The organism is Paraburkholderia sp. BR13439 (genome assembly GCF_040948805.1).
Classification (GTDB): domain Bacteria; phylum Pseudomonadota; class Gammaproteobacteria; order Burkholderiales; family Burkholderiaceae; genus Paraburkholderia; species Paraburkholderia youngii.
Genome location: NZ_JBFPKN010000016.1, coordinates 1 through 20,141 on the forward strand (window position 1 = coordinate 1; position 20,141 = coordinate 20,141).

At 65.7% G+C, this 20,141-nt stretch carries 20 protein-coding genes and 1 pseudogene; 13 read left to right on the top strand and 8 right to left on the bottom strand.

Going from position 1 to position 20,141, the window contains the following annotated elements; all coding sequences use genetic code 11:
• The 4 genes and pseudogenes from AB3X96_RS27745 to AB3X96_RS27760 form a co-directional block, all read left to right on the top strand.
• Positions 1-153 (top strand): annotated as a pseudogene (locus AB3X96_RS27745) (succinate--CoA ligase subunit alpha); the annotation flags it as partial.
• Positions 154-318: 165 nt separating this feature from the next.
• Complete coding sequence (locus AB3X96_RS27750; RefSeq protein WP_368592251.1) at positions 319-1,023, top strand: TerC family protein; 705 nt, start codon at positions 319-321, stop codon at positions 1,021-1,023.
• 157 nt (positions 1,024-1,180) lie between these two features.
• On the top strand, positions 1,181-1,804 hold the full coding sequence (locus AB3X96_RS27755) for a pilin (RefSeq protein WP_368592252.1): 624 nt from the start codon (positions 1,181-1,183) through the stop codon (positions 1,802-1,804).
• Positions 1,805-1,966: 162 nt separating this feature from the next.
• Entirely contained in the window at positions 1,967-3,751 is a 1,785-nt protein-coding gene (locus tag AB3X96_RS27760) for a PglL family O-oligosaccharyltransferase (RefSeq protein ID WP_368592253.1), read from the top strand.
• Positions 3,752-3,808: 57 nt separating this feature from the next.
• Here AB3X96_RS27760 and AB3X96_RS27765 read toward each other — a convergent pair whose 3' ends face one another.
• Together AB3X96_RS27765 and moaC are read right to left on the bottom strand one after the other, a co-directional pair.
• Positions 3,809-4,228, bottom strand: a complete 420-nt coding sequence (locus tag AB3X96_RS27765) for a nucleotide pyrophosphohydrolase (RefSeq protein ID WP_368592254.1) — start codon at positions 4,226-4,228, stop codon at positions 3,809-3,811.
• On the bottom strand, positions 4,191-4,670 hold the full coding sequence (gene moaC, locus AB3X96_RS27770; RefSeq protein ID WP_176121772.1) for a cyclic pyranopterin monophosphate synthase MoaC: 480 nt from the start codon (positions 4,668-4,670) through the stop codon (positions 4,191-4,193). The genes AB3X96_RS27765 and moaC overlap by 38 nt, the downstream gene beginning before the upstream one ends.
• A gap of 186 nt (positions 4,671-4,856) precedes the next feature.
• On the opposite strand from moaC, the gene AB3X96_RS27775 reads away from it, so the two are divergent.
• On the top strand, positions 4,857-6,590 hold the full coding sequence (locus AB3X96_RS27775) for a M48 family metalloprotease (protein WP_368592255.1): 1,734 nt from the start codon (positions 4,857-4,859) through the stop codon (positions 6,588-6,590).
• A gap of 30 nt (positions 6,591-6,620) precedes the next feature.
• On the opposite strand, the gene AB3X96_RS27780 is transcribed toward AB3X96_RS27775, so the two are convergent.
• From AB3X96_RS27780 to AB3X96_RS27805, 6 genes are all read right to left on the bottom strand, one after another.
• Entirely contained in the window at positions 6,621-7,199 is a 579-nt protein-coding gene (locus tag AB3X96_RS27780) for a DUF2946 family protein (protein ID WP_368592256.1), read from the bottom strand.
• A complete protein-coding gene (locus tag AB3X96_RS27785) occupies positions 7,192-8,244 on the bottom strand; it encodes a hydrolase (protein ID WP_368592257.1) in 1,053 nt (350 codons plus the stop codon). Before AB3X96_RS27785 ends, AB3X96_RS27780 begins: the two co-directional genes overlap by 8 nt.
• Positions 8,245-8,297: 53 nt before the next feature.
• Positions 8,298-8,744 (bottom strand): nuclear transport factor 2 family protein, encoded by a 447-nt coding sequence (locus AB3X96_RS27790; protein ID WP_176105136.1) that lies wholly within the window; start codon positions 8,742-8,744, stop codon positions 8,298-8,300.
• Positions 8,745-8,910: 166 nt separating this feature from the next.
• Positions 8,911-9,936: a lipopolysaccharide heptosyltransferase II gene (waaF, locus tag AB3X96_RS27795; RefSeq protein ID WP_176105137.1), complete on the bottom strand. Its 1,026-nt coding sequence runs from the start codon at positions 9,934-9,936 to the stop codon at positions 8,911-8,913.
• A 200-nt stretch (positions 9,937-10,136) separates the two neighbouring features.
• Positions 10,137-10,331 carry a zinc-finger domain-containing protein gene (locus tag AB3X96_RS27800; protein WP_013090430.1) on the bottom strand — a complete coding sequence of 65 codons (195 nt, stop codon included), beginning with the start codon at positions 10,329-10,331 and terminating at the stop codon, positions 10,137-10,139.
• A 74-nt stretch (positions 10,332-10,405) separates the two neighbouring features.
• Positions 10,406-11,329: a branched-chain amino acid transaminase gene (locus tag AB3X96_RS27805; RefSeq protein WP_368592258.1), complete on the bottom strand. Its 924-nt coding sequence runs from the start codon at positions 11,327-11,329 to the stop codon at positions 10,406-10,408.
• 226 nt (positions 11,330-11,555) lie between these two features.
• Between AB3X96_RS27805 and AB3X96_RS27810 the strand changes: the two genes are divergently transcribed.
• From AB3X96_RS27810 to AB3X96_RS27845, 8 genes are all read left to right on the top strand, one after another.
• Positions 11,556-12,311: an AzlC family ABC transporter permease gene (locus tag AB3X96_RS27810; RefSeq protein WP_368592259.1), complete on the top strand. Its 756-nt coding sequence runs from the start codon at positions 11,556-11,558 to the stop codon at positions 12,309-12,311.
• Positions 12,308-12,631 (top strand): AzlD domain-containing protein, encoded by a 324-nt coding sequence (locus AB3X96_RS27815; RefSeq protein WP_176105140.1) that lies wholly within the window; start codon positions 12,308-12,310, stop codon positions 12,629-12,631. Before AB3X96_RS27810 ends, AB3X96_RS27815 begins: the two co-directional genes overlap by 4 nt.
• A gap of 279 nt (positions 12,632-12,910) precedes the next feature.
• Complete coding sequence (locus AB3X96_RS27820; RefSeq protein ID WP_013090426.1) at positions 12,911-14,104, top strand: phosphoglycerate kinase; 1,194 nt, start codon at positions 12,911-12,913, stop codon at positions 14,102-14,104.
• Between the two features lie 430 nt (positions 14,105-14,534).
• Entirely contained in the window at positions 14,535-15,971 is a 1,437-nt protein-coding gene (gene pyk, locus AB3X96_RS27825) for a pyruvate kinase (protein ID WP_368592260.1), read from the top strand.
• A 187-nt stretch (positions 15,972-16,158) separates the two neighbouring features.
• Positions 16,159-17,223 (top strand): class II fructose-bisphosphate aldolase, encoded by a 1,065-nt coding sequence (fba, locus tag AB3X96_RS27830; RefSeq protein WP_090801723.1) that lies wholly within the window; start codon positions 16,159-16,161, stop codon positions 17,221-17,223.
• A 145-nt stretch (positions 17,224-17,368) separates the two neighbouring features.
• Positions 17,369-18,259, top strand: coding sequence for a phosphoribosylaminoimidazolesuccinocarboxamide synthase (locus AB3X96_RS27835; protein WP_013090424.1), 891 nt, complete (start codon positions 17,369-17,371; stop codon positions 18,257-18,259).
• Between the two features lie 57 nt (positions 18,260-18,316).
• The gene (gene purE, locus AB3X96_RS27840; protein WP_013090423.1) at positions 18,317-18,835 is read left to right on the top strand and encodes a 5-(carboxyamino)imidazole ribonucleotide mutase; all 519 of its coding nucleotides are present in this window, start codon (positions 18,317-18,319) and stop codon (positions 18,833-18,835) included.
• Positions 18,836-18,939: 104 nt separating this feature from the next.
• Complete coding sequence (locus AB3X96_RS27845; RefSeq protein WP_176105145.1) at positions 18,940-20,136, top strand: 5-(carboxyamino)imidazole ribonucleotide synthase; 1,197 nt, start codon at positions 18,940-18,942, stop codon at positions 20,134-20,136.
• Positions 20,137-20,141: the final 5 nt, after the last annotated feature.

Genomic DNA, 20,141 nt, shown 5'->3' on the forward strand with positions numbered 1-20,141 from the left:
GCGCCTCCGGGCAAGCGCATGGGCCACGCCGGCGCGCTGATCTCGGGCGGTGCGGACACCGCTGAAGCGAAGCTGGAAATCATGGACGCATGCGGTATCAAGGTCACGAAGAACCCGTCGGAAATGGCGCGTCTTCTGAAGGCGATGCTGTAAATCGAATTCGCGTGCCGTGCGCGCGCGATTTTGATACGCTTTCGAAGTCCATTCGTGAGCGAGCGGTCCCGAAAAGCGGGGGAGTGCAGACTCCCCCGTTTTTTTTTCGTCCGTGCTCGGGCCGTGTTTCTGTCCGCCCGGTCGATTTTTTCTTATTCTTTTTCCATGCTGGAATTCTTCACGACGCTCAATTGGGGCGCGGTCTTTCAGATTATCGTCATCGACGTTCTGCTCGGCGGCGATAACGCGGTCGTCATTGCGCTAGCCTGCCGCAACCTGCCGCAGTCGCAGCGCATGCGCGGCATCGTGTGGGGAACCGCAGGCGCGATCCTGCTGCGCGTCGTGCTGATCGCGTTCGCAGTCGCGCTGCTCGACGTGCCGTTCCTGAAGTTCGCGGGCGGGTTGCTGCTGCTGTGGATCGGCGTGCGCCTGCTGGCGCCCGCGCACGACGTTCACGACAAGGTGAAGCCGGCCGACAAGCTGATCTCGGCGGTGAAGACGATCATCATTGCGGACGCGGTGATGAGCGTGGACAACGTGATCGCGATCGCCGGCGCTGCCGAAGCCGCGGAGCACGAGCACCGGTTGGCTCTGGTGATCTTTGGCCTCGTCGTGAGCATTCCGCTGATCGTGTGGGGCAGCCAGCTGATTGTGAAGCTGCTCGATCGCTTTCCGGGCATCGTGCTGTTCGGCGCGGGTCTGCTCGGCTGGATCGCGGGTGGCCTGATGGTCAACGACCCGGCCGGCGACCGCTGGCCGATCCTCGATACGCCCGTCGCCGAATACGGGATGAGCATCGCGGGCGCGCTGTTCGTCGTGATCGTCGGTTATCTGTTGAAGCGCCGCAACGCGAAACGCGCGGCGGTGTGAGCATGGCATTGACGGTGCGCCGCTGCCTAAGCCGTGATGCCGTCCGAATGCAAGCCTGGCCATCCGGCTGACTGTGACGCGCGAGCGTCGCTCGCTACGATTGAAACGCCTGTTCCCGATCCACGGGCCGGGCGTTTCTCGTATCAGGAGTCTGCCGATGATCGTTACCTTGCCATATTCCCCTTACTCCCAATCGACGCAAATCTCGCGCAGGTCACGCCGCGCACGCTGGCGCGAGAATTGGTTCACCCGCCTCTGCCGGCGCTGCGGCCTCGGCTTCACGTTGATCGAGTTGATGATCGTGCTGGCGATCGTAGGCGTGATCGCGGCCTATGCGATTCCCGCGTATCAGGACTATCTGGCGCGCAGCCGGGTCGGCGAGGGCTTGTCGCTCGCGGCGTCGGCGCGGCTCGCGGTGGCCGAAAACGCCGCGAGCGGCAACGCGTTCAGCGGCGGTTATGCGTCGCCGCCTGCCACACGCAACGTCGAGTCCATCCAGATCGACGACGACACCGGGCAGATCACGATCACGTACTCGACGCGCGTCGCGCAGGCCGGCGCGAACACGATGACGCTGGTGCCCTCGGTGCCGGACAACGCCGATGCGCCGAGCGCACGCGTCGCGTTGAGCAAGGACACGGTGCAGACCGGTGCGCTGACGTGGGAATGCTTTGCGAGCGGCAAGAGCGCGTCGTCGCTGCCGGCGCCGGGGTCGGGGCCGATGCCGGGTGAAGCGCCGACGCTCGCCGCGAATCTGGCGCCGCCCGAGTGCCGTTCGTAAGGGCCAGATGAACGAGCGAACGAGGCGACGGCCGAGCGCTCACCGGACGACTCGTAGCCACAACGTAAAAGGCTGATTTGCAGCCTATTTCGGCCGAACCGGCGCACAGTGCAACGAAATTTTTGTATAGTGCGCCGGTTGCTGACGCCCACCGTTGATTCGATGCCCACCCCTTTCGCGCGCTACCTGTCTCTCGTACTGCTGGCTCTTGCGTTGATCCTCCCCTATGCGGTTGCCAACCATACGTATCCGATCCCAACTTTCTACGCCGAATTCACCTCGCTCGGGCTGTATCTGCTGACCGGGGTGGCCGTCGTGCTGATGGTCGCGACCACGCGGCCGCGCGTGAGCTTCGCGTCGCCCACGGTCGCGCTCGTGCCCTTGCTGTTCGGCCTCGTGCTGGCCGTGCAGACCTTCGTGCTGCCTCTCGCGAAGCCGTCGATGAACTGGCTCGGCGCGGGCTTCCTGCTCGCTGCGTGGATGGCCGTGCACGTGGGCTATGGCTTCGCGCGCGTGAAACTCGACGAGACCGCGCTGCGCTGGGCGGCGGGGGCGTTGATCGTCGGCGGTCTGTTCGCGGTGTTCAGCCAGGTGATCCAGCTGTTTCACCTCGAAACGCGCGTGGCGCCGCTCGTCGTTGCGTACAACCTCACCGTCGATCGCCGGCCGTTCGGCAACATGGCGCAGGCGAACCACCTCGCGACCTATATCGCGTTCGCGATGGCGGGCGCGCTGTACCTCGTGCAGACGCGCCGCATCGCGCTGCCTATCTGGCTGCTCGTGTCGACGATTTTCTCGGTCGGCCTCGCGCTGACCGTGTCGCGCGGTCCGTGGCTGCAGATGGGTGTGATCGTCGTGGCCGGCTTCTGGATGGCGTTCGCGCAGACCCGCAACGAACCGCAATCGCGCCGTAGCAACCGTGACTGGCTGGTGCCGATCGCGCTCGCGGTGCTGTTTTTCGTGGTCAATGCGGTGATTCGCTGGGCCAATGCGCGCTTTCACCTCGAACTCGGGCAGTCGGCGGCCGAGCGTTTCCAGGATGCCGGCCAGATCGCGCCGCGCATCGCGCTATTGAAGTACGGCTGGACGATGTTCAAGCAGCATCCGCTGCTCGGCGTCGGCTGGGGCGAATTTCCGAGCTATCAGTTTGAGCTCGTCAGGCAACTGGGCGGCGTCGAAATCGCCAACAACTCGCATGACATCTTCGTCGATCTGCTCGCGAAAACCGGTCTGATCGGTCTAGGAATCGTGCTCGTGGGTCTCGTTGCGTGGCTCGTGCGTGTCGTGCGTGCGCCGCAAAGCGCCACGCGCGTGTTCGGCATCGCGCTGATCGGCGTGCTGACGATGCATGCGCTCGTCGAGTATCCGCAGCAGTACATGTTCTTCCTGTTGCCTGCGATGTTCGTGTTCGGCTTGCTCGAAACGCGGCCGTTGCGCGCGGTGCCCGCGAATCTGTCGCTCGGCGCGTTCGCGGTCGTGCTATTCGGCGGACTCGCCGCGCTGTATCCAATCTATCGCGACTATGCGCGTGCCGAGGTGCTGTACTACGGCCAGCGTCCAGCTGAACAGTACAGCGCCGCCCCGTCGTTCATGTTCGGCGCGTGGGGCGAATACGGTCTCGCGACGCTGCAGCCGATGAATCCGCTGAACCTGCAACGTAAGCTCGCGATGCACAAGCAGGCGATCGCGCTATTGCCGGGCGAAACCGTGCTGCGTCGCTACGCGGTGCTGCAGGCGCTGACTGGCGATACCGCGGCGGCGCTCGATACGGTCGAACGCTTGCGGATTTTCGCCGAGGAGCTGAAGGACTGGCCCGCGCAGCTCGGCTATCTGTACCAGCTCGTCGACGAGCAGAAGTCGCTCGCGGGCTTCAAGGAGCAGTTGGTGAAGCGCTACGGCACGCCGGCAGCCGATGCGGTACCGGACGACGACAGCGACGAAGATTGATCGAACCGCGGAGGCGCGAGCATGCTCCCGCCAAGGCAGGCCTGCGCGCCTCGAAGTTCAAAGCTCTGAATACTTCGCGGCGGTGCCTTTCGCCTTGTCGACGGGGTAGCGCGCTTCGTTCAGCTGCAGTTTTTCCGCTGCCGCGTCAACGAGATCGAAGCCCGCGGTATGGGTCACCAGCAGCAGGTACATGAAGACGTCGGCGCACTCGTGCCGGAGGTTCGTCGATTGCTCGGGATCGCTGAGCAGCGTGTCGATCTGCGCGTCGGACTTCCATTGAATCGTCTCCAGAAGCTCGCCGGCTTCGATGCCGGTGGAGACGATCAGATTGCGCAACGTATGAAACTGCCGCCAGTCGCGCGCGTCGCGAAACGCCAGTAGCTGCTTGAGCAGTTCGTCGATGGTCATGTTGCTACCCGGATAGTTGTCGATCCGCGCTTCATGCTTGCGCGACCCAATCCCCCGATTTCCCGCCATGCTTCTCCATCACCTTCACATCGGTGATGGTCATGCCGCGGTCCACCGCCTTGCACATGTCGTACACGGTCAGCAGCCCGACCTGCACGGCGGTGAGCGCTTCCATTTCGACGCCCGTGCGTCCAAACGTCTCGACCTGGACCGTGCAATGCACGCCGGGCATCTGCTCGTCGAGTTCGAAGTCGGCCTTCACGCGTGTCAGCGCGAGCGGATGGCACAGCGGAATCAGATCGGCGGTGCGCTTCGAGGCCTGGATCGCCGCGATCCGCGCGACGCCGATCACGTCGCCCTTTTTGGCGTTGCCGTCGCGGATCAGCGCGAGCGTGTCGGGCAGCATGCGGATCGAGCCACGCGCAATCGCGATGCGCCTGGTCTCCTGCTTGCCGCCGACATCCACCATATGCGCGTCACCAGACGCATCGAAATGAGTGAGTTCAGGCATGGTTGACTCCTTCAGAGGGCGCCTATCATAACAGTGCGGCGTGGCCCCGAATGGTCGCGGCGACCGATTACACTTGCGCTGTGTCGTGCTCTGCGTTTCGCCTTTTCCGCGTCCTGCGACGCCCCTGTCCGCTATCTTATTCCGGGCGCGGGCGGCGTTTTTCGACTTCGTCAGACCGGCTTCGCGATGCATTCAAAACGATTCCTCGCTGCGTTGCTATCCGTCGCGCTCGCAATGCCGCCCGGCGCGTTCGCGCAATCGACCGGCGGGGCGGCCATCACGCCGGGAACCTCATCGTCCGAGGCGCCGCTCGTCAGCGGCCCGAGCGATGAGCATGCCGAGTCGATCCTGCCGCCCGACATCGCGCGCGGCGTGTTCGGCACCTACGGCGGCGCGCAGAGCCGTTTTTCCAATGGCGACGCTAGCGGCAGCAATCGCGGCAAAACCGGCAGCAACGACTGGCGCGCGCCGATCGTCGCGCAGCAATTGCCCGATCTCGGCAGCGGCGGCGCCGGTTCGCTGACTCCACAGGCCGAACGCAAGCTCGGCGAGCGCGTGATGCGCGACATACGGCGCGACCCCGACTATCTCGACGACTGGCTCGTGCGCGACTACCTGAATTCGGTCGCCGCCAAGCTCGCGGCCGCGGCCAGCGCGCTGTACATCGGCGGTTATCGTCCGGATTTCGAACTTTTCGCGGTGCGCGACGCACAGATCAACGCGTTTTCGCTGCCGGGCGGTTTCATCGGCGTGAACACGGGGTTGATCGTGGCGACGCAGACCGAGTCCGAACTCGCGGCGGTGCTGGGTCACGAGATGGGGCACGTTCTGCAGCGGCACATCTCGCGGATGATCTCGAACGGCGAGCGCGGCGGCTACGCGGCGCTCGTCGGCGTGCTGTTCGGCGTGCTGGCAGGCGTACTCGCGCATAGCGGCGACCTCGGCAGCGCGATCGCGCTCGGCAGCGAGGCGTATGCGGTCGACAGCCAGTTGCGCTTCTCGCGATCGGCCGAGCAGGAGGCGGACCGCGTCGGCTTTCTGCTGCTCGCCGGCGCCGGCTACGATCCCTACGCGATGCCGACGTTCTTCCACCGGCTCGACCGCGCGGCGATGAACGAAAACGGCATTCCGGCCTACGCGCGCACGCATCCGCTGACCGGCGAGCGGATCGCCGACATGGAGGACCGCGCGCGCCGCGCGCCATACCGGCAGCCGCATCAAGACTCCGAGTACGGCTTCGTGCGGGCGCGCGCGGGTCTGTTGCAGGGCCATTCGCGCAGCGAATACGCGGATGAGATTTCGCGTTTGCGTTCGGAAATCGAGGACCGGACCGCGCTGAACGTCGCGGCGAACTGGTACGGCATCGCGTACGGGCAGATGCTGCTCGAGCGCTACGACGACGCGGCCGCCTCGCTCGCGAACGCGCGCGCGACCTTCGTCTCGGGCGCGCGTGCGGAAGGCGAGCCCGAGCGCGATTCGCCGAGTCTCGACGTGCTCGCGACCGACATCGCGCGGAGTGCCGGTCACCCCGACGAAGCCGCGCGTCTCGCCGAGTTCGCGCAGAAGCGCTGGCCGCAGTCGAACGCCGCGATCGACATGCATATCCGCACGCTGCTGACGCTGCACCGTTTCACCGACGCCCAGGCGCTCGCGAAAAACGAAACCCGGGCGCACCCCGATCAACCCGCGTGGTGGCTGTATCTCGCGCAGGCGAGTGCGGGCAGTGGCGATGCGTTGACGCAGCATCGCGCGATGGCGGAGAAGTTCGCGCTGGAGGGCGCGTGGCCATCGGCGATCCGGCAGTTGAAGGACGCGCGCGACCTGAAGACGATCGGCTATTACGACCTCGCGACCGTCGACGCGCGTCTGCACGAGATGGAGAACCGCTACAAGGAGGAGCGGCTCGACGAGAAGGGGTAGGGTGGACGCAGGCACACGCCGGCGCGTGCGTCAGACCTGCGCCGCCGCCGGGCTCGCGACGAAGCCGAAGCGCGCGGCCACCTGATCGCGTCGCACGCGTTGCAGCGGCAGTGAGAGTTGAGCGCTCCAGTGGAATGCGCCGCTCAATGAGCCATCGTCGGCGAGCGTCGCGTGATCGGAGAAGATCTCCAGGTCGTGATCGTGCAGCACTGCGATGCGTGGCGGCTGCGAGCGATCGGCGAACAGAATGCCGCCGTCTTCATCGACGAATACCGCCGCCGGCTCGAACGCGCCGCCGCCCTGGTCGTGCAGCGCGAGCGTGCCATCCGCGCGCGCGGACAACCTGACCACCCACGGCGTGTAAGCCAGCTCGACATAAACCCGCTGCGGCCCGTTCTGGAAATACCACTGCCCGCGCTCATCGGCCTCATAGTTCCGGTTGATGAATCCCAGCAGCGCCTCGTGCCGGATCGGCACGCCGTGCGCGCCGCTCGCCTGGGCCGCTTCGTCGCGCATGCGCCAGTTGCCGCGCCGGTCGAGCATCAACCAGCCCGTGCAACTCGGCACGTTCGGCCATTTGGCGAGCGACTGTTTGACGATGTCATCCATGATCGACGTGTTGCTCCAGATAGCCGAACACGCGCCGCGACAGCCAGTCGATGCGGCCCGGGAACGGCCCGGTCATGAAACCCGCGTGGCCGCCGTGCTCAGGCTGATAAAGCTCGACCGCCGCCGACACCTCGTGTCGCGACGGCAGCGCTTCGGCCGGCAGAAACGGGTCATTGCGCGCGTTGAGCACCAGCGTGGGCACTTGAATGAGCGGCAGCAGCGGGCGCGTGGTTGCGGTGCTCCAGTAGTCGTCGGTATTGCGAAAGCCGTGCAGCGGCGCGGTCACGACGTTGTCGAACTCGTACATCGTGCGGCTCGCGAGCATCGCGTCGCGATCGAACAGGCCCGGGAACTGCGCCAGCTTCTGGTTGGCCTTGTGTTTCAGCGTCTTCAGGAAGCTGCGCGTGTAGACGAGGCCGAAGCCCTGCGACAGCGCGCGGCCGCCCGCATGGACGTCGATCGGTGTCGAAATCGCGGCGGCGGCGGCTACCACCTGCGCCGCATCGTCTTGCCGCTCGCCGAGCCAGCGCAGCAGCACGTTGCCGCCGAGCGACACGCCCGCCGCGACCACTGGCCCGCGATGCGCGGCGCGCAGGCGGCGCAGGATCCAGTCGACCTCGTTGCTGTCGGCCAGATGATAGAAGCGCGGCAGCCGGTTCAGCGGGCCGCTGCAGCTGCGAAAGTGCGGCACCACGCCGTGCCAGCCGTATTCGCGCGCGGCGGCCATCAGCGCGACCGCGTAGTGCGACGACGAACTGCCTTCGAGGCCGTGGAACAGCACGAAGAGCGGGGCGGTATCGGTGAGCGGAGTATCGTGTGCGACCCAGTCGAGATCGATGAAATCGCCGTCCGGCGTGTCCCAGCGCTCGCGCCGAAACGACACGGCGGGGCGGCGCGCGAACAACGATGGGACGATCGTCTGCACATGCCGGTTGGGCAGCCACAGCGGCGCGCGGTACAGCAGCTCGACGGTCGCCTCGGCGGCGGCCGCCACCTTGGCGGGGGCCGTACCGGAGGAAGCGGGTTTATGTAACGTCGAACTCATACCGGCGGAAAAGCGAAAAAACGTGAGTCTGAATCTGTCGCGGTTGCCGCGCGTCAGTGCAGCGGGCCCTGGCCATGCCGCATCTTGGTCGCGAACTGGCTGGCGGCCTCGTTCGGCATCGGGCTCGCGTGAATATGCGCAATGCGCCATTCGCCGCGCTCGTGGACCATTACGTAGGTGGTGAAGACCATCGCGGGCGTGGCGGTCGGATCGGCCGGACGATGCGCTTCGGCAATCGCATAGACGACGGTGCCGAGGCTGTCGTAGACGCGGATGTCGAGCGGCTCGATCGACACCGGCAGCGCTTCGAGCTGAGCCTGCAAGCCATTGCGGATGTTCTCGAGACCGTGCAGATGCGAGCCGTCCGCGCAGATGCAGCTGACGAACTCCTCGTCGATCCACAAACCCATCAAGCTGTCGATATTGACCTCGGCGACGGCCTGATAGTAGGCGTTCAGGGTATCGGCGGCGGCTTCGAAGATATGGGCAAAACGTGGCATGGCTCGTCAGTCTCTAGTGCGCGGCGCGCGGTTGCGGGTCAGCGGTAGCGGGACGGTCCAGAGCGCCGGACCATTGCCCCCGGCGTCAGCTTGCCCGTGCCGCAAGGCGCGAACATGACGCGACGCGCTCGGGGGCGTGCGGTGTTGCGTGCAAGTACCAGTCGGCTCAGCGCTGCGCGAGCAGCATGCCGCGCAAATCGCCGAAAACCTGCTCGGCGCTCAACTGCTTCAGACAGTTCAGATGACCGAGTGGGCACTCGCGCTCAAAACAGGGGCTGCATTCGAGATGAAGCCATTGTACCTTCGCGAGCTCGGACAAGGGCGGGGTGTGGCGCGGATCGGTCGAACCGAAAACGGCCACGAGCGGGCGGCGCAGCGCGGCTGCGACGTGCATCAGGCCGGAGTCGTTGGTGACGACCGCGTTGGCCCGCGCGATCAGCGCGCAGGCCTCGCCAAGCGCGGTCTGGCCGCACAGGTTGCGCACGTTCGGCGCCTTTTCGGCGATCGCCTGCGCGAGCGGCGCGTCTTTCGGCGAACCGAGCGCGACGATCTGCGTGTACGGGAACGACTGGCCGACCATCTGCGCGAGCGCGGCGAAGTGCTCGGGCGGCCAGCGCTTGGCGGGACCGTACTCGGCGCCCGGGCAGAACACCAGCAGCGGCACGCGGGTATCGAGGTTGAAGCGCGCCGACACGCGCGACGCCTCGTTCAGATCCGTGTCGAGACGCGGCATCGGCAGATCTTCGGGGACCTTGGCGCCGGGCGCATAGGCGAGGGCGGCGTAGTGGCCGACCATCGGCGGCCGCGCGTCCTTGCGCGGATTCGCGTGACGCACGTTCAGCATGCCATAGCGACTCTCGCCGGTGTAGCCGATGCGCAGCGGAATGCCCGCCAGCCACGGAATCAGCGCCGACTTGAACGAGTTCGGCAGCACGTAGGCCGCGTCGTAGCCGACGTCGCGCAGATCGCTCGACAGCTGCCAGCGGCGCAGCATCTGCAGCTTGCCGTGGGCGAGATCGGTCGCGTAGACGTCGCGGATTTCCGGCATGCGTTCGAGCACGGGGGCGACCCAGCTGGGCGCGACCGCGTCGATGACGATGCGCGGATGCAATTTCACGAGGCGCGCAAACAGCGGCTGCGCCATCAATGCGTCACCGATCCAGTTCGGTGCGATAACCAACGCGCGACGCATCAGAGTGGGTGTCCGGTGTCGATAACAAGCGCCGCGCGCGATGCGCGTGGCACTCGGATGGGTAAAAGGGGAAAGCGGAAAGCCGCGCGGCGCGAGGGCCTCACGGGTCGTGCGATCGAACCTGCGGCGCGGCGAGCGCGCGATCGGAAAGTCGCGCCTCGTGCCGCTGAAGCCGGCTCAGGACCGCTCGATGCGCTGGATCAATGGCCCTTGATCACTTCGCCGTCGCGCAGCTTGTAGCGCGTGCTGCAATACGGGCAACGCGCTTCGCCGTGCGACACGTCGATGAACACGCGCGGATGCGCGCTCCAGCGCGGCATGGCCGGGTTCGGACAATATGCCGGCAGATCTTTTGCCGTCAGTTCGACCAGCGGCATTTCCTTGATTTCGCTCATGACACTTTCTCGTTGTATGCGGGGTGCTTGCAGCGCGCCGCCGATGGGCAGCGCGGCGCATCTCGAAACGTCGCTCAGATTTTCGTGAGCCAGTGCGCGTACTTCTCGCTCTTGCCGATCACGACGTCGAAGAAGGCGGACTGCAGCTTTTCGGTGATCGGGCCGCGCACGCCGGCGCCGATCCTGCGATTGTCGAGTTCGCGGATCGGCGTGACTTCGGCTGCCGTGCCGGTGAAGAACGCTTCGTCGCAGGTATAGACTTCGTCGCGCGTGATGCGTTTTTCGATCACCTGGATGCCCATGTCGCGCGCGAGCGTGATCACGGTGTCGCGCGTGATGCCGTCGAGGCACGACGACAGGTCAGGCGTGTACAGCTTGCCGTTGTTGACGAGGAAGAAGTTCTCCCCCGAGCCTTCCGACACGTAGCCGTCGACGTCGAGCAGCAGCGCTTCGTCGTAGCCGTCGGCGATCGCTTCCTGGTTCGCGAGGATCGAGTTCACGTACCAGCCCGATGCCTTCGCGCGCACCATCGACACGTTCACGTGATGGCGCGTGAACGACGACGTCTTCACGCGAATACCCTTGGTGATGCCGTCTTCGCCGAGGTAGGCGCCCCACGGCCACGCGGCGATCGCGACGTGAATCGTGTTGCCCTTGGCCGACACGCCGAGCTTTTCCGAGCCGACCCAGATGATCGGGCGCAGATAGCACGTCTCGAGCTTGTTCTCGCGGACCACTTCGCGCTGCGCGGCGGCGAGCGTTTCATGGTCGAACGGCACGTCCATCTGGAAGATCTTCGCCGAGTTCAGCAGGCGCTTGGTGTGCTCCTGCAGGCGGAAAATCGCGGTGGCGCCGTCGGCCGTCTTGTAAGCGCGCACACCCTCGAACACGCCCATGCCGTAGTGCAGCGTGTGGGTGAGCACGTGGATTTTGGCATCGCGCCAGTCGATGAGCTTGCCATCCATCCAGATCTTGCCGTCGCGGTCGGCCATTGACATACGGTTCTCCAGCAGGTGCGTTATGAGGTGCGGCCATGAGCGCAGGACATAGCCGGGAGCGCTATTTTAGCGTCTTTTGCACACACAACGGGCATTTGGGCGCACCCCGGACGCTATAATCCAGCGCACGCATAAATCAACTCCGGATGCGCCAGCGGGTGGTCTCGCAAGCTGGCGCCGGCCCGGCCTTCTTGACGGCGTTCCCTGCGCCCGCAATCTTCGCCCGATGCTCGCTCGACTGTCCGACACCGATCGCCGCGCTTTTCATGAAGGCGCGCGCGCCTATGCCCCCACGCTGATGGCGATTTTTTCCTGGGGCCTCGTGACGGGCATCGCGACGAGCAAGTCCGTCCTGACGCTGCCGCAGGCGCTCACGATGTCGCTCCTGTGCTACGCCGGTTCGTCGCAGCTGGCGGTGCTGCCGCTCCTCGCGGCGAAGCTGCCGGTGTGGACCGTGCTGCTGACCGCGGCGATGGTCAACACCCGCTTCGTGATCTTCAGCGTCGGCCTCGCGCCGCATTTCTCGTATCTGCCGATGTGGCGGCGCATCGTGCTCGGCTATTTCAACGGCGACGTGATCTATCTGCTCTTCGTCAAGAAGAGCTTTCCGACCGGCTACGTGCCGGGCAAGGAGGCGTACTTCTGGGGCATGGCGGTATCGAGCTGGCTGTCGTGGCAGGTGTCGTCGATCGTCGGCATCCTGCTCGCGAGCCTGATTCCGGACAACTGGGGGCTCGCGCTTGCCGGTACGCTCGCGCTGTTGCCCATCATGGTGTCGGCGGTCGCGACGCGCTCCACGCTGGCCGCAGTCAGCGTGGCCGCCATCGTGGCGCTGCTCGCGCTCGATCTGCCGTATCGGCTCGCGCTGCCGTTCGCGGTGATCGCGGCGATCGTCGCCGGCAGCGCGGCCGACCTGATGATCGAGCGCGCGGACCTGCGCCGCATCCGCGGCGTGAACGATCGCGCCGGAGATTCCCGATGACCTCAACGCAAATCTGGCTCGCCATCTTCGGCATGACCTTCGTCACCGCGCTCACGCGCGCGATGTTTCTGATCGGCGGCGAGCGCACGGTGCTGCCGGCGCGCGTGCAGAAGATGCTGCGCTACGCGCCGGCCGCGGCGCTCGCCGCCGTGGTGGTGCCCGACGTGTTGACGACACCCGACGGACTGTCGTTGGCGGCTTCCAATCATGAGCTTTACGCGACCCTCGCCGGCCTCGGCTGGTTTTTGTGGCGCCGCACCATGCTCGGCACGATCGTGACCGGGATGGTCGTGTTCACGCTGATGCGCGTCTTCCTGTGATGGTCCGGCTCCAAGTGTGGAGATGATGCCGCGCCGCGCGGCAGCGACGGCCTCGCGGTCAAATACGCGAGATTCGCCGCGTCGCGGTCAGATGGCCGTTGGGATCAGTTAAAATGCCCTTTTCCGGGTTGAGCGCGCCCCCGCAAGGCGCCTGGTGCCGCGGCCGGCCGCCGGCGCCCGATCCCGCGGAGCCGTTGGGCCGAAGCGCCGGAGTTCGCCGCGCCTCGTTCCCGCGCGCTGTCCGCCACCGCCTTCTCATCAACTCGCATACTCAAGCCCATGAACAAGGTATTGCGTCTCTCCGACCTGATCGCCGAAGGCAAGCTGTCCGGCAAACGCGTGTTCATCCGCGCTGATCTGAACGTGCCGCAGGACGATCAAGGCAACATCACCGAAGACACCCGCATCCGCGCTTCCGTGCCGGCCATCAAGGCCGCGCTCGACGCCGGCGCCGCCGTGATGGTCACCTCGCACCTGGGTCGCCCGACCGAAGGCGACTTCAAGCCGGAAGACTCGCTCGCGCCGGTGGCGAAGCGTCTGGCCGAGCTGCTCGGCCGCGACGTGCCGCTCGTCGCGAACTGGGTCGAAAACGGCGTGAACGTCGCGCCGGGCTCGGTCGTGCTGCTCGAAAACTGCCGCGTCAACAAGGGCGAAAAGAAAGATTCCGACGAGCTCGCGCAGAAAATGGCCAAGCTCTGCGATATCTACGTGAACGACGCGTTCGGCACCGCGCACCGCGCCGAAGCGACCACGCACGGCATCGCGAAATATGCGCCGGTCGCCTGCGCGGGTCCGCTGCTCGCCGCTGAGCTCGAAGCGCTCGGCAAGGCGCTCGGCGCACCGAAGCGTCCGCTCGTGGCGATCGTCGCGGGTTCGAAGGTGTCGACCAAGCTGACCATCCTGAAGTCGCTCGCTGAGAAGGTCGACCAGTTGATCGTCGGCGGCGGCATCGCCAATACGTTCATGCTCGCGGCCGGCCTGAAGATCGGCAAGTCGCTCGCCGAAGCCGATCTCGTCGCCGAAGCGAAGGCGATCATCGACGCGGCCAAGGCCCGCGGCGCCTCGGTGCCGATTCCGACCGACGTGGTCACGGCCAAGGAGTTCTCGCCGACCGCGAAGGCCGAAGTGAAGGCCGTCGCCGATGTGCAGGACGACGACATGATTCTCGACATCGGCCCGGAAACGGCCAAGGTGCTCGCCGCACAGCTCGAGAAGGCCGGCACGATCGTGTGGAACGGCCCGGTCGGCGTGTTCGAGTTCGACCAGTTCGGCAACGGCACGAAGACGCTCGCGGACGCGATCGCGCGCTCGGCTGCGTTCTCGATCGCAGGCGGCGGCGACACGCTCGCGGCGATCGCCAAGTACGGCATCCACGATCAGGTCAGCTACATTTCGACGGGCGGCGGCGCGTTCCTCGAGTTCCTCGAGGGCAAGAAGCTGCCGGCGGTCGAAGTTCTGGAATCGCGGGCTTAACGTGGCGACGCGCTCCCCAGCGGCGAAGTCGACCAAGGCGCGTGGCGCGAAAGCGCCGCGCGGCAACGCGACAACACTGGCACGGGAGCGCGCGACACGCGCGGCCGCTGCGTCGGCGACGCCCGGACAGGACGTGGCCGCCGAGGCGCTGACAGCGCCCGCGGCCGCCGACGCGGAGCAACTGCCAACTTCTTCACAAGCCGGATCTGGTCAACACGATTCGGCCCAGCCGGAACAGCCTTCCGGCAAGCAGGACAGCAAATCTCCGGCGCGCGAGGCGCCGGTCCCGAATACCGCATCACCCGCCTCACTCCACAAAGCGACACCGGCCACAACCGGCGCGCGACCCCACGTAGCATCTTTCGATGCGCGAACTCCGCAGCAGCCCCGCAGCGCTCTTTCCAGCGATTTCATCCAGACGAGGAGACTCATGCATCGCGCCACCAAGATTGTCGCTACTGTCGGTCCGGCTTCCAGCACGCCGGAAATCCTGCTGCAAATGATTCAGGCAGGATTGGACGTGGTGCGGCTCAATTTCTCACACGGCACCGCCGACGACCATCGCCAGCGCGCCGAATACGTTCGCGAGGCGGCCCGTCAGGCGGGCCGCGAAGTCGCCATCATGGCCGACCTGCAAGGCCCGAAGATTCGCGTCGGCAAATTCGAAAACGGCCGCACGACGCTCGTCACCGGCAATCCTTTCATCCTCGATGCGGAATGCGAGCTCGGCAACGACGAGCGCGTCGGCCTCGACTACAAGGACCTGCCGCGCGACCTGAAGCCGGGCGACGTGCTGCTGCTCAACGACGGCCTGATCGTGCTCAGCGTGCAACGCGTGATCGGCCAGGAGATCCACACGGTCGTGAAGATCGGCGGCGAGCTGTCGAACAACAAGGGCATCAACCGCCAGGGCGGCGGTCTGTCGGCCCCCGCGCTCACCGCGAAAGACATGGAGGACATCCGCACGGCGATGTCGCTCGGTGTCGATTTCATCGCGGTGTCGTTCCCGAAGAACGCGACCGACATGGAAATGGCCCGCCAGCTCGCGAACATCGCCGGCGCGCCGTACGGCATCAAGCCGAAGATGATCGCGAAGATCGAGCGCGCGGAAGCGATTCCGGCGCTGCAAGGCATTCTCGACGCTTCGGACGGCATCATGGTCGCGCGTGGCGACCTGGCCGTGGAAGTCGGCAATGCCGCCGTGCCGGCGCTGCAAAAGCGCATGATCCGCATGGCGCGCGAGTCGAACAAGTTCGTGATCACCGCGACGCAGATGATGGAGTCGATGATCCACGCGCCGGTGCCGACCCGCGCGGAAGTGTCGGACGTCGCCAATGCGGTGCTCGACGGCACCGACGCGGTGATGCTGTCGGCGGAATCGGCGGCGGGCAAGTACCCGGTACAGACCATCGAGACCATGGCCGCGATCTGCGTGGAAGCGGAAAAGTCCGAGCAGTCGGAGCTCGACAAGGATTTCCTCGACCGCACGTTCACGCGGATCGACCAGTCGATCGCGATGGGCGCGCTGTTCACCGCTTACCACCTCGGCGCCAAGGCGATCGTCGCGCTCACCGAATCGGGCTCGACCGCGCTCTGGATGTCGCGCCACTGGACCCACGTGCCGATCTTCGCGCTGACGCCGCGCGTCGGCAGCGAACGCGCGATGGCGCTATACCGCAACGTGACCTCGCTGCATCTGGACACCAACACCGACCGCGACACGGCGCTGCAGCAGGCGCTCGAAACGGTGGTCGGCAAGGGTTACGCGTCGCACGGCGATATGGTCGTGCTGACGGTCGGCGAGCCGATGGGGCAGGCGGGCGGCACCAACACGTTGAAGATCGTGCGGGTCGGTGAACCGTACTGATCAGGCAGGACTGCTCGATCGGCACGGGCTCGATTGAGCGAAGCAGGCCGGCGAAACCCGCACGGTCCATGTGCGACGGCGCACCAAAGCGCCGGTGTCGCCGCGGGAACGCCGCCTGCTTCGCGATAAAATCGCCGCAAAAGATGCCGACGGCAAAAGAATTCGTTTCAATCCAAGGAGCTTAAGCATGCCTCTCGTATCAATGCGTCAACTGCTGGACCATGCCGCGGAAAACGGCTATGGCCTTCCGGCATTCAACGTGAACAACCTGGAGCAGGTGCAGGCGATCATGGCCGCGGCCGACAAGGTCAACGCCCCGGTCATCATGCAGGCGTCGGCTGGTGCGCGTAAGTACGCGGGCGAGCCGTTCTTGCGTCATCTGATCGAAGCGGCGGTCGAGTCGTATCCGCACATTCCGGTCGTGATGCACCAGGATCACGGTCAGTCGCCGGCAGTGTGTATGGCGGCGATCCGCAGCGGTTTCACCAGCGTGATGATGGACGGTTCGCTCGAAGCCGACGGCAAGACGGTCGCATCCTACGAGTACAACGTCGAAGTGTCGCGCAAGGTCGTCGAAGCGGCGCACTCGATCGGCGTCACCGTCGAGGCGGAGCTGGGCGTGCTCGGTTCGCTCGAAACGATGAAGGGCGACAAGGAAGACGGCCACGGCGCCGAAGGCACGATGACGCGCGAGCAGCTGCTGACCGATCCGGAGCAGGCGGCCGACTTCGTCAAGCTGACCCAGTGCGACGCGCTGGCCATCGCGATCGGCACCTCGCACGGCGCCTACAAGTTCAGCAAGAAGCCGACGGGAGACATCCTGTCGATCCAGCGCATCAAGGAAATCCATCAGCGCATTCCGAACACGCACCTCGTGATGCACGGCTCGTCGTCGGTGCCGCAGGAGCTGCTCGCGGAAATCCGCGAATTCGGCGGCGACATGAAGGAAACCTACGGCGTGCCGGTCGAGGAAATCCAGGAAGGTATCCGTCACGGCGTGCGCAAGGTCAACATCGACACCGACCTGCGGCTGGCGATCACGGGCGCGATCCGCCGCTACATGGCGACCAACCCGGGCAAGTTCGATCCGCGCGACTACCTGAAGCCGGCGCGCGAAGCGGCGATGAAGATCTGTATCGACCGTTACATGCAATTCGGCTGCGAAGGCCAGGCTGGCAAGATCAAGCCGGTTTCGCTTGATAAAATTGCAGAGAAGTACAAGTCGGGCGAGCTCGCGCAAGTCGTCCGCTAAGCTGTAGTTTTGGCTCCGCGCCTGGCCGCGCGCTTAGCCGTTTGGCCAGGTTGTCGTCCGATCGCCGTTCCCGCATCATCGGGGGAACGGCGTTTCCCTTTTGTTCCGGTCACATTTTTTGCCCCACTTTTAGCGAACCACGACGATGTCTACCCTTTACGAATCCACGCTCCGCTCGCTGCCGCTGCTCGGCCGCGGCAAAGTCCGCGACAACTATGCGGTGGGCAACGACCAGTTGCTGATCGTCACGACCGACCGACTGTCGGCGTTCGACGTGATCATGGGCGAGCCGATTCCGAACAAGGGCCGCGTGCTCAACGCGATGGCGAACTTCTGGTTCGAGAAGCTGCAGCACGTGGTGCCGAACCACCTGACGGGCGTCGCGCCCGAGTCGGTGGTCGCGCCGGACGAAGTCGAGCAGGTCAAGGGGCGCGCGGTGGTCGTCAAGCGTCTCGAGCCGATCCTCGTCGAAGCCGTGGTGCGCGGCTATCTGGCCGGCAGCGGCTGGAAGGATTACCAGGCCACCGGTTCGGTCTGCGGCGTGCAACTGCCGGCGGGCCTGCAAAACGCGCAGAAGCTGCCCGAGCCGATCTTCACGCCGGCTGCCAAAGCTGAGATGGGCCACCACGACGAAAACATCACCTACGACGAGATGGAGCGCCGCATCGGCACCGAGCTGTCGGCCACGATCCGCGACATCTCGATCCGCCTGTACAAGGAAGCCGCTGATTACGCGGCGACGCGCGGCATCATCATCGCGGACACGAAGTTCGAATTCGGTCTCGATAACCACGGCAAGCTGTACCTGATGGACGAGGCGCTCACGGCCGATTCGTCGCGCTTCTGGCCGGCCGACCAGTACCAGGTCGGCACCAACCCGCCGTCGTTCGACAAGCAGTTCGTGCGCGATTGGCTCGAAACCCAGCCGTGGAAGAAAGAGCCGCCGGCGCCGAAGCTGCCGGACGATGTGGTCGCAAAGACGGGTGAGAAATACCAGGAAGCGCTCGAGCGCCTGACCGGGCACAAGCTCGACTAATCTGATTGCGCGCGCCGTGTCAGGCGCGCATCGCCCGGAAACAAGGAAGCCGTAAAGATGAGTGAAGCACAAACCGCCCATAAGCATGATGCGCCGGTCGTCGGCGTATTGATGGGCTCCAGTTCCGACTGGGAAGTGATGAAAAACGCCGTCGCGATTCTGCAGGAATTCGGCGTGCCGTACGAAGCGAAGGTCGTGTCCGCGCATCGCATGCCGGACGAAATGTTCGCCTATGCTGAAAGCGCGCGCGAGCGCGGCATTCGCGCAATCATCGCGGGCGCGGGCGGCGCGGCGCACCTGCCCGGCATGCTGGCCGCGAAAACCACGGTGCCGGTGCTCGGCGTACCGGTCGCGAGCAAGTATCTGAAGGGTGTCGATTCGCTGCATTCGATCGTGCAGATGCCCAAGGGCGTGCCGGTCGCGACGTTTGCGATCGGCGAAGCGGGCGCCGCGAACGCGGCGCTGTTCGCGGTGTCGCTGCTGTCCGGCACCAGCGCCGAATACGCGGACAAGCTCGCTGCATTCCGCGTGCGCCAGAACGAAGCGGCTCATGCGATGGTATTGCCGGCGCTGTAAGCGCGCCGGTTGTTTGATAAGACGTCCCCTGTCCGACCCCCGGCCGGGTGCCCGCCGCTCGGTATGCGAGCGCGACGCGTATCCGGCCGCGACTGACCACCAAGATGAACCCTGACAACACACCGGTTTCACCGATTCTGCCCGGCGCATGGCTTGGCATGGTCGGTGGCGGCCAGCTTGGCCGCATGTTCTGCTTTGCCGCCCAGGCGATGGGCTATCGCGTCGCCGTCCTCGATCCGGACGAAACCAGCCCGGCCGGTGCGGTCGCCGACCGCCACCTGCGCGCGGCCTACGACGACGAAGCGGCGCTGACCGAACTCGCGCGGCTATGCGCGGCGGTGTCGACCGAATTCGAGAACGTGCCGGCCGCGAGCCTCGACTTTCTCGGCAAGACCACCTTCGTGAGCCCGGCGGGGCGTTGCGTCGCCGTCGCGCAAGACCGGATCGCCGAGAAGCGCTTTATCGCGTCGTCGGGCGTGACGGTCGCGCCGCACGTCGTGATCGAGTCGTCGGATGCGCTTGCGGGGCTGGGCGATGCCGAGCTCGAAGCGGTGCTGCCCGGTATTCTGAAAACGGCGCGCATGGGCTACGACGGCAAGGGTCAGATTCGCGTGCGTAACGCCGAGGAAGTGCGCGAGGCGCATGCGTCGCTCGGCGGCGTGCCGTGCGTGCTCGAGAAGCGCCTGCCGCTGAAGTTCGAAGTGTCGGCGCTGATCGCGCGCACGGCGAGCGGGGCGTCGGTCGTCTATCCGCTCGCGCAGAACACCCATCGCGACGGCGTGCTGTCGCACACCATCGTTCCCGCGCCGGACGCATCGCCAGCGCTGGTGCAGCAGGCTCAACAGGCCGCGCTGCGGATCGCCGAGACACTCGGCTATGTCGGCGTGCTGTGCGTCGAGTTTTTCATTCTGGAAGACGGCTCGCTGGTCGCCAACGAAATGGCGCCGCGTCCGCACAACTCCGGCCACTACACGGTCGACGCGTGCGCGACGAGCCAGTTCGAGCAGCAGGTGCGCGCAATGACCAGCATGCCGCTCGGCGACACGCGCCAGCATTCGCCGGCGGTGATGCTGAACATCCTCGGCGACGTGTGGTTCCCGGACGGTCCGAAGCGCGCGGCGGTCACGCCGCCGTGGCAGGAAGTCGCCGCGATGCCGGCCGCGCGCCTGCATCTGTACGGTAAGGAAGAGGCGCGTTGCGGCCGCAAGATGGGTCACGTGAACTTCACCGCGTCGACGCTCGAAGAAGCCCGCACGGCGGCGCGCGATTGCGCGCGGCTGCTGCACATTGCCACCAGCTGAAGCGC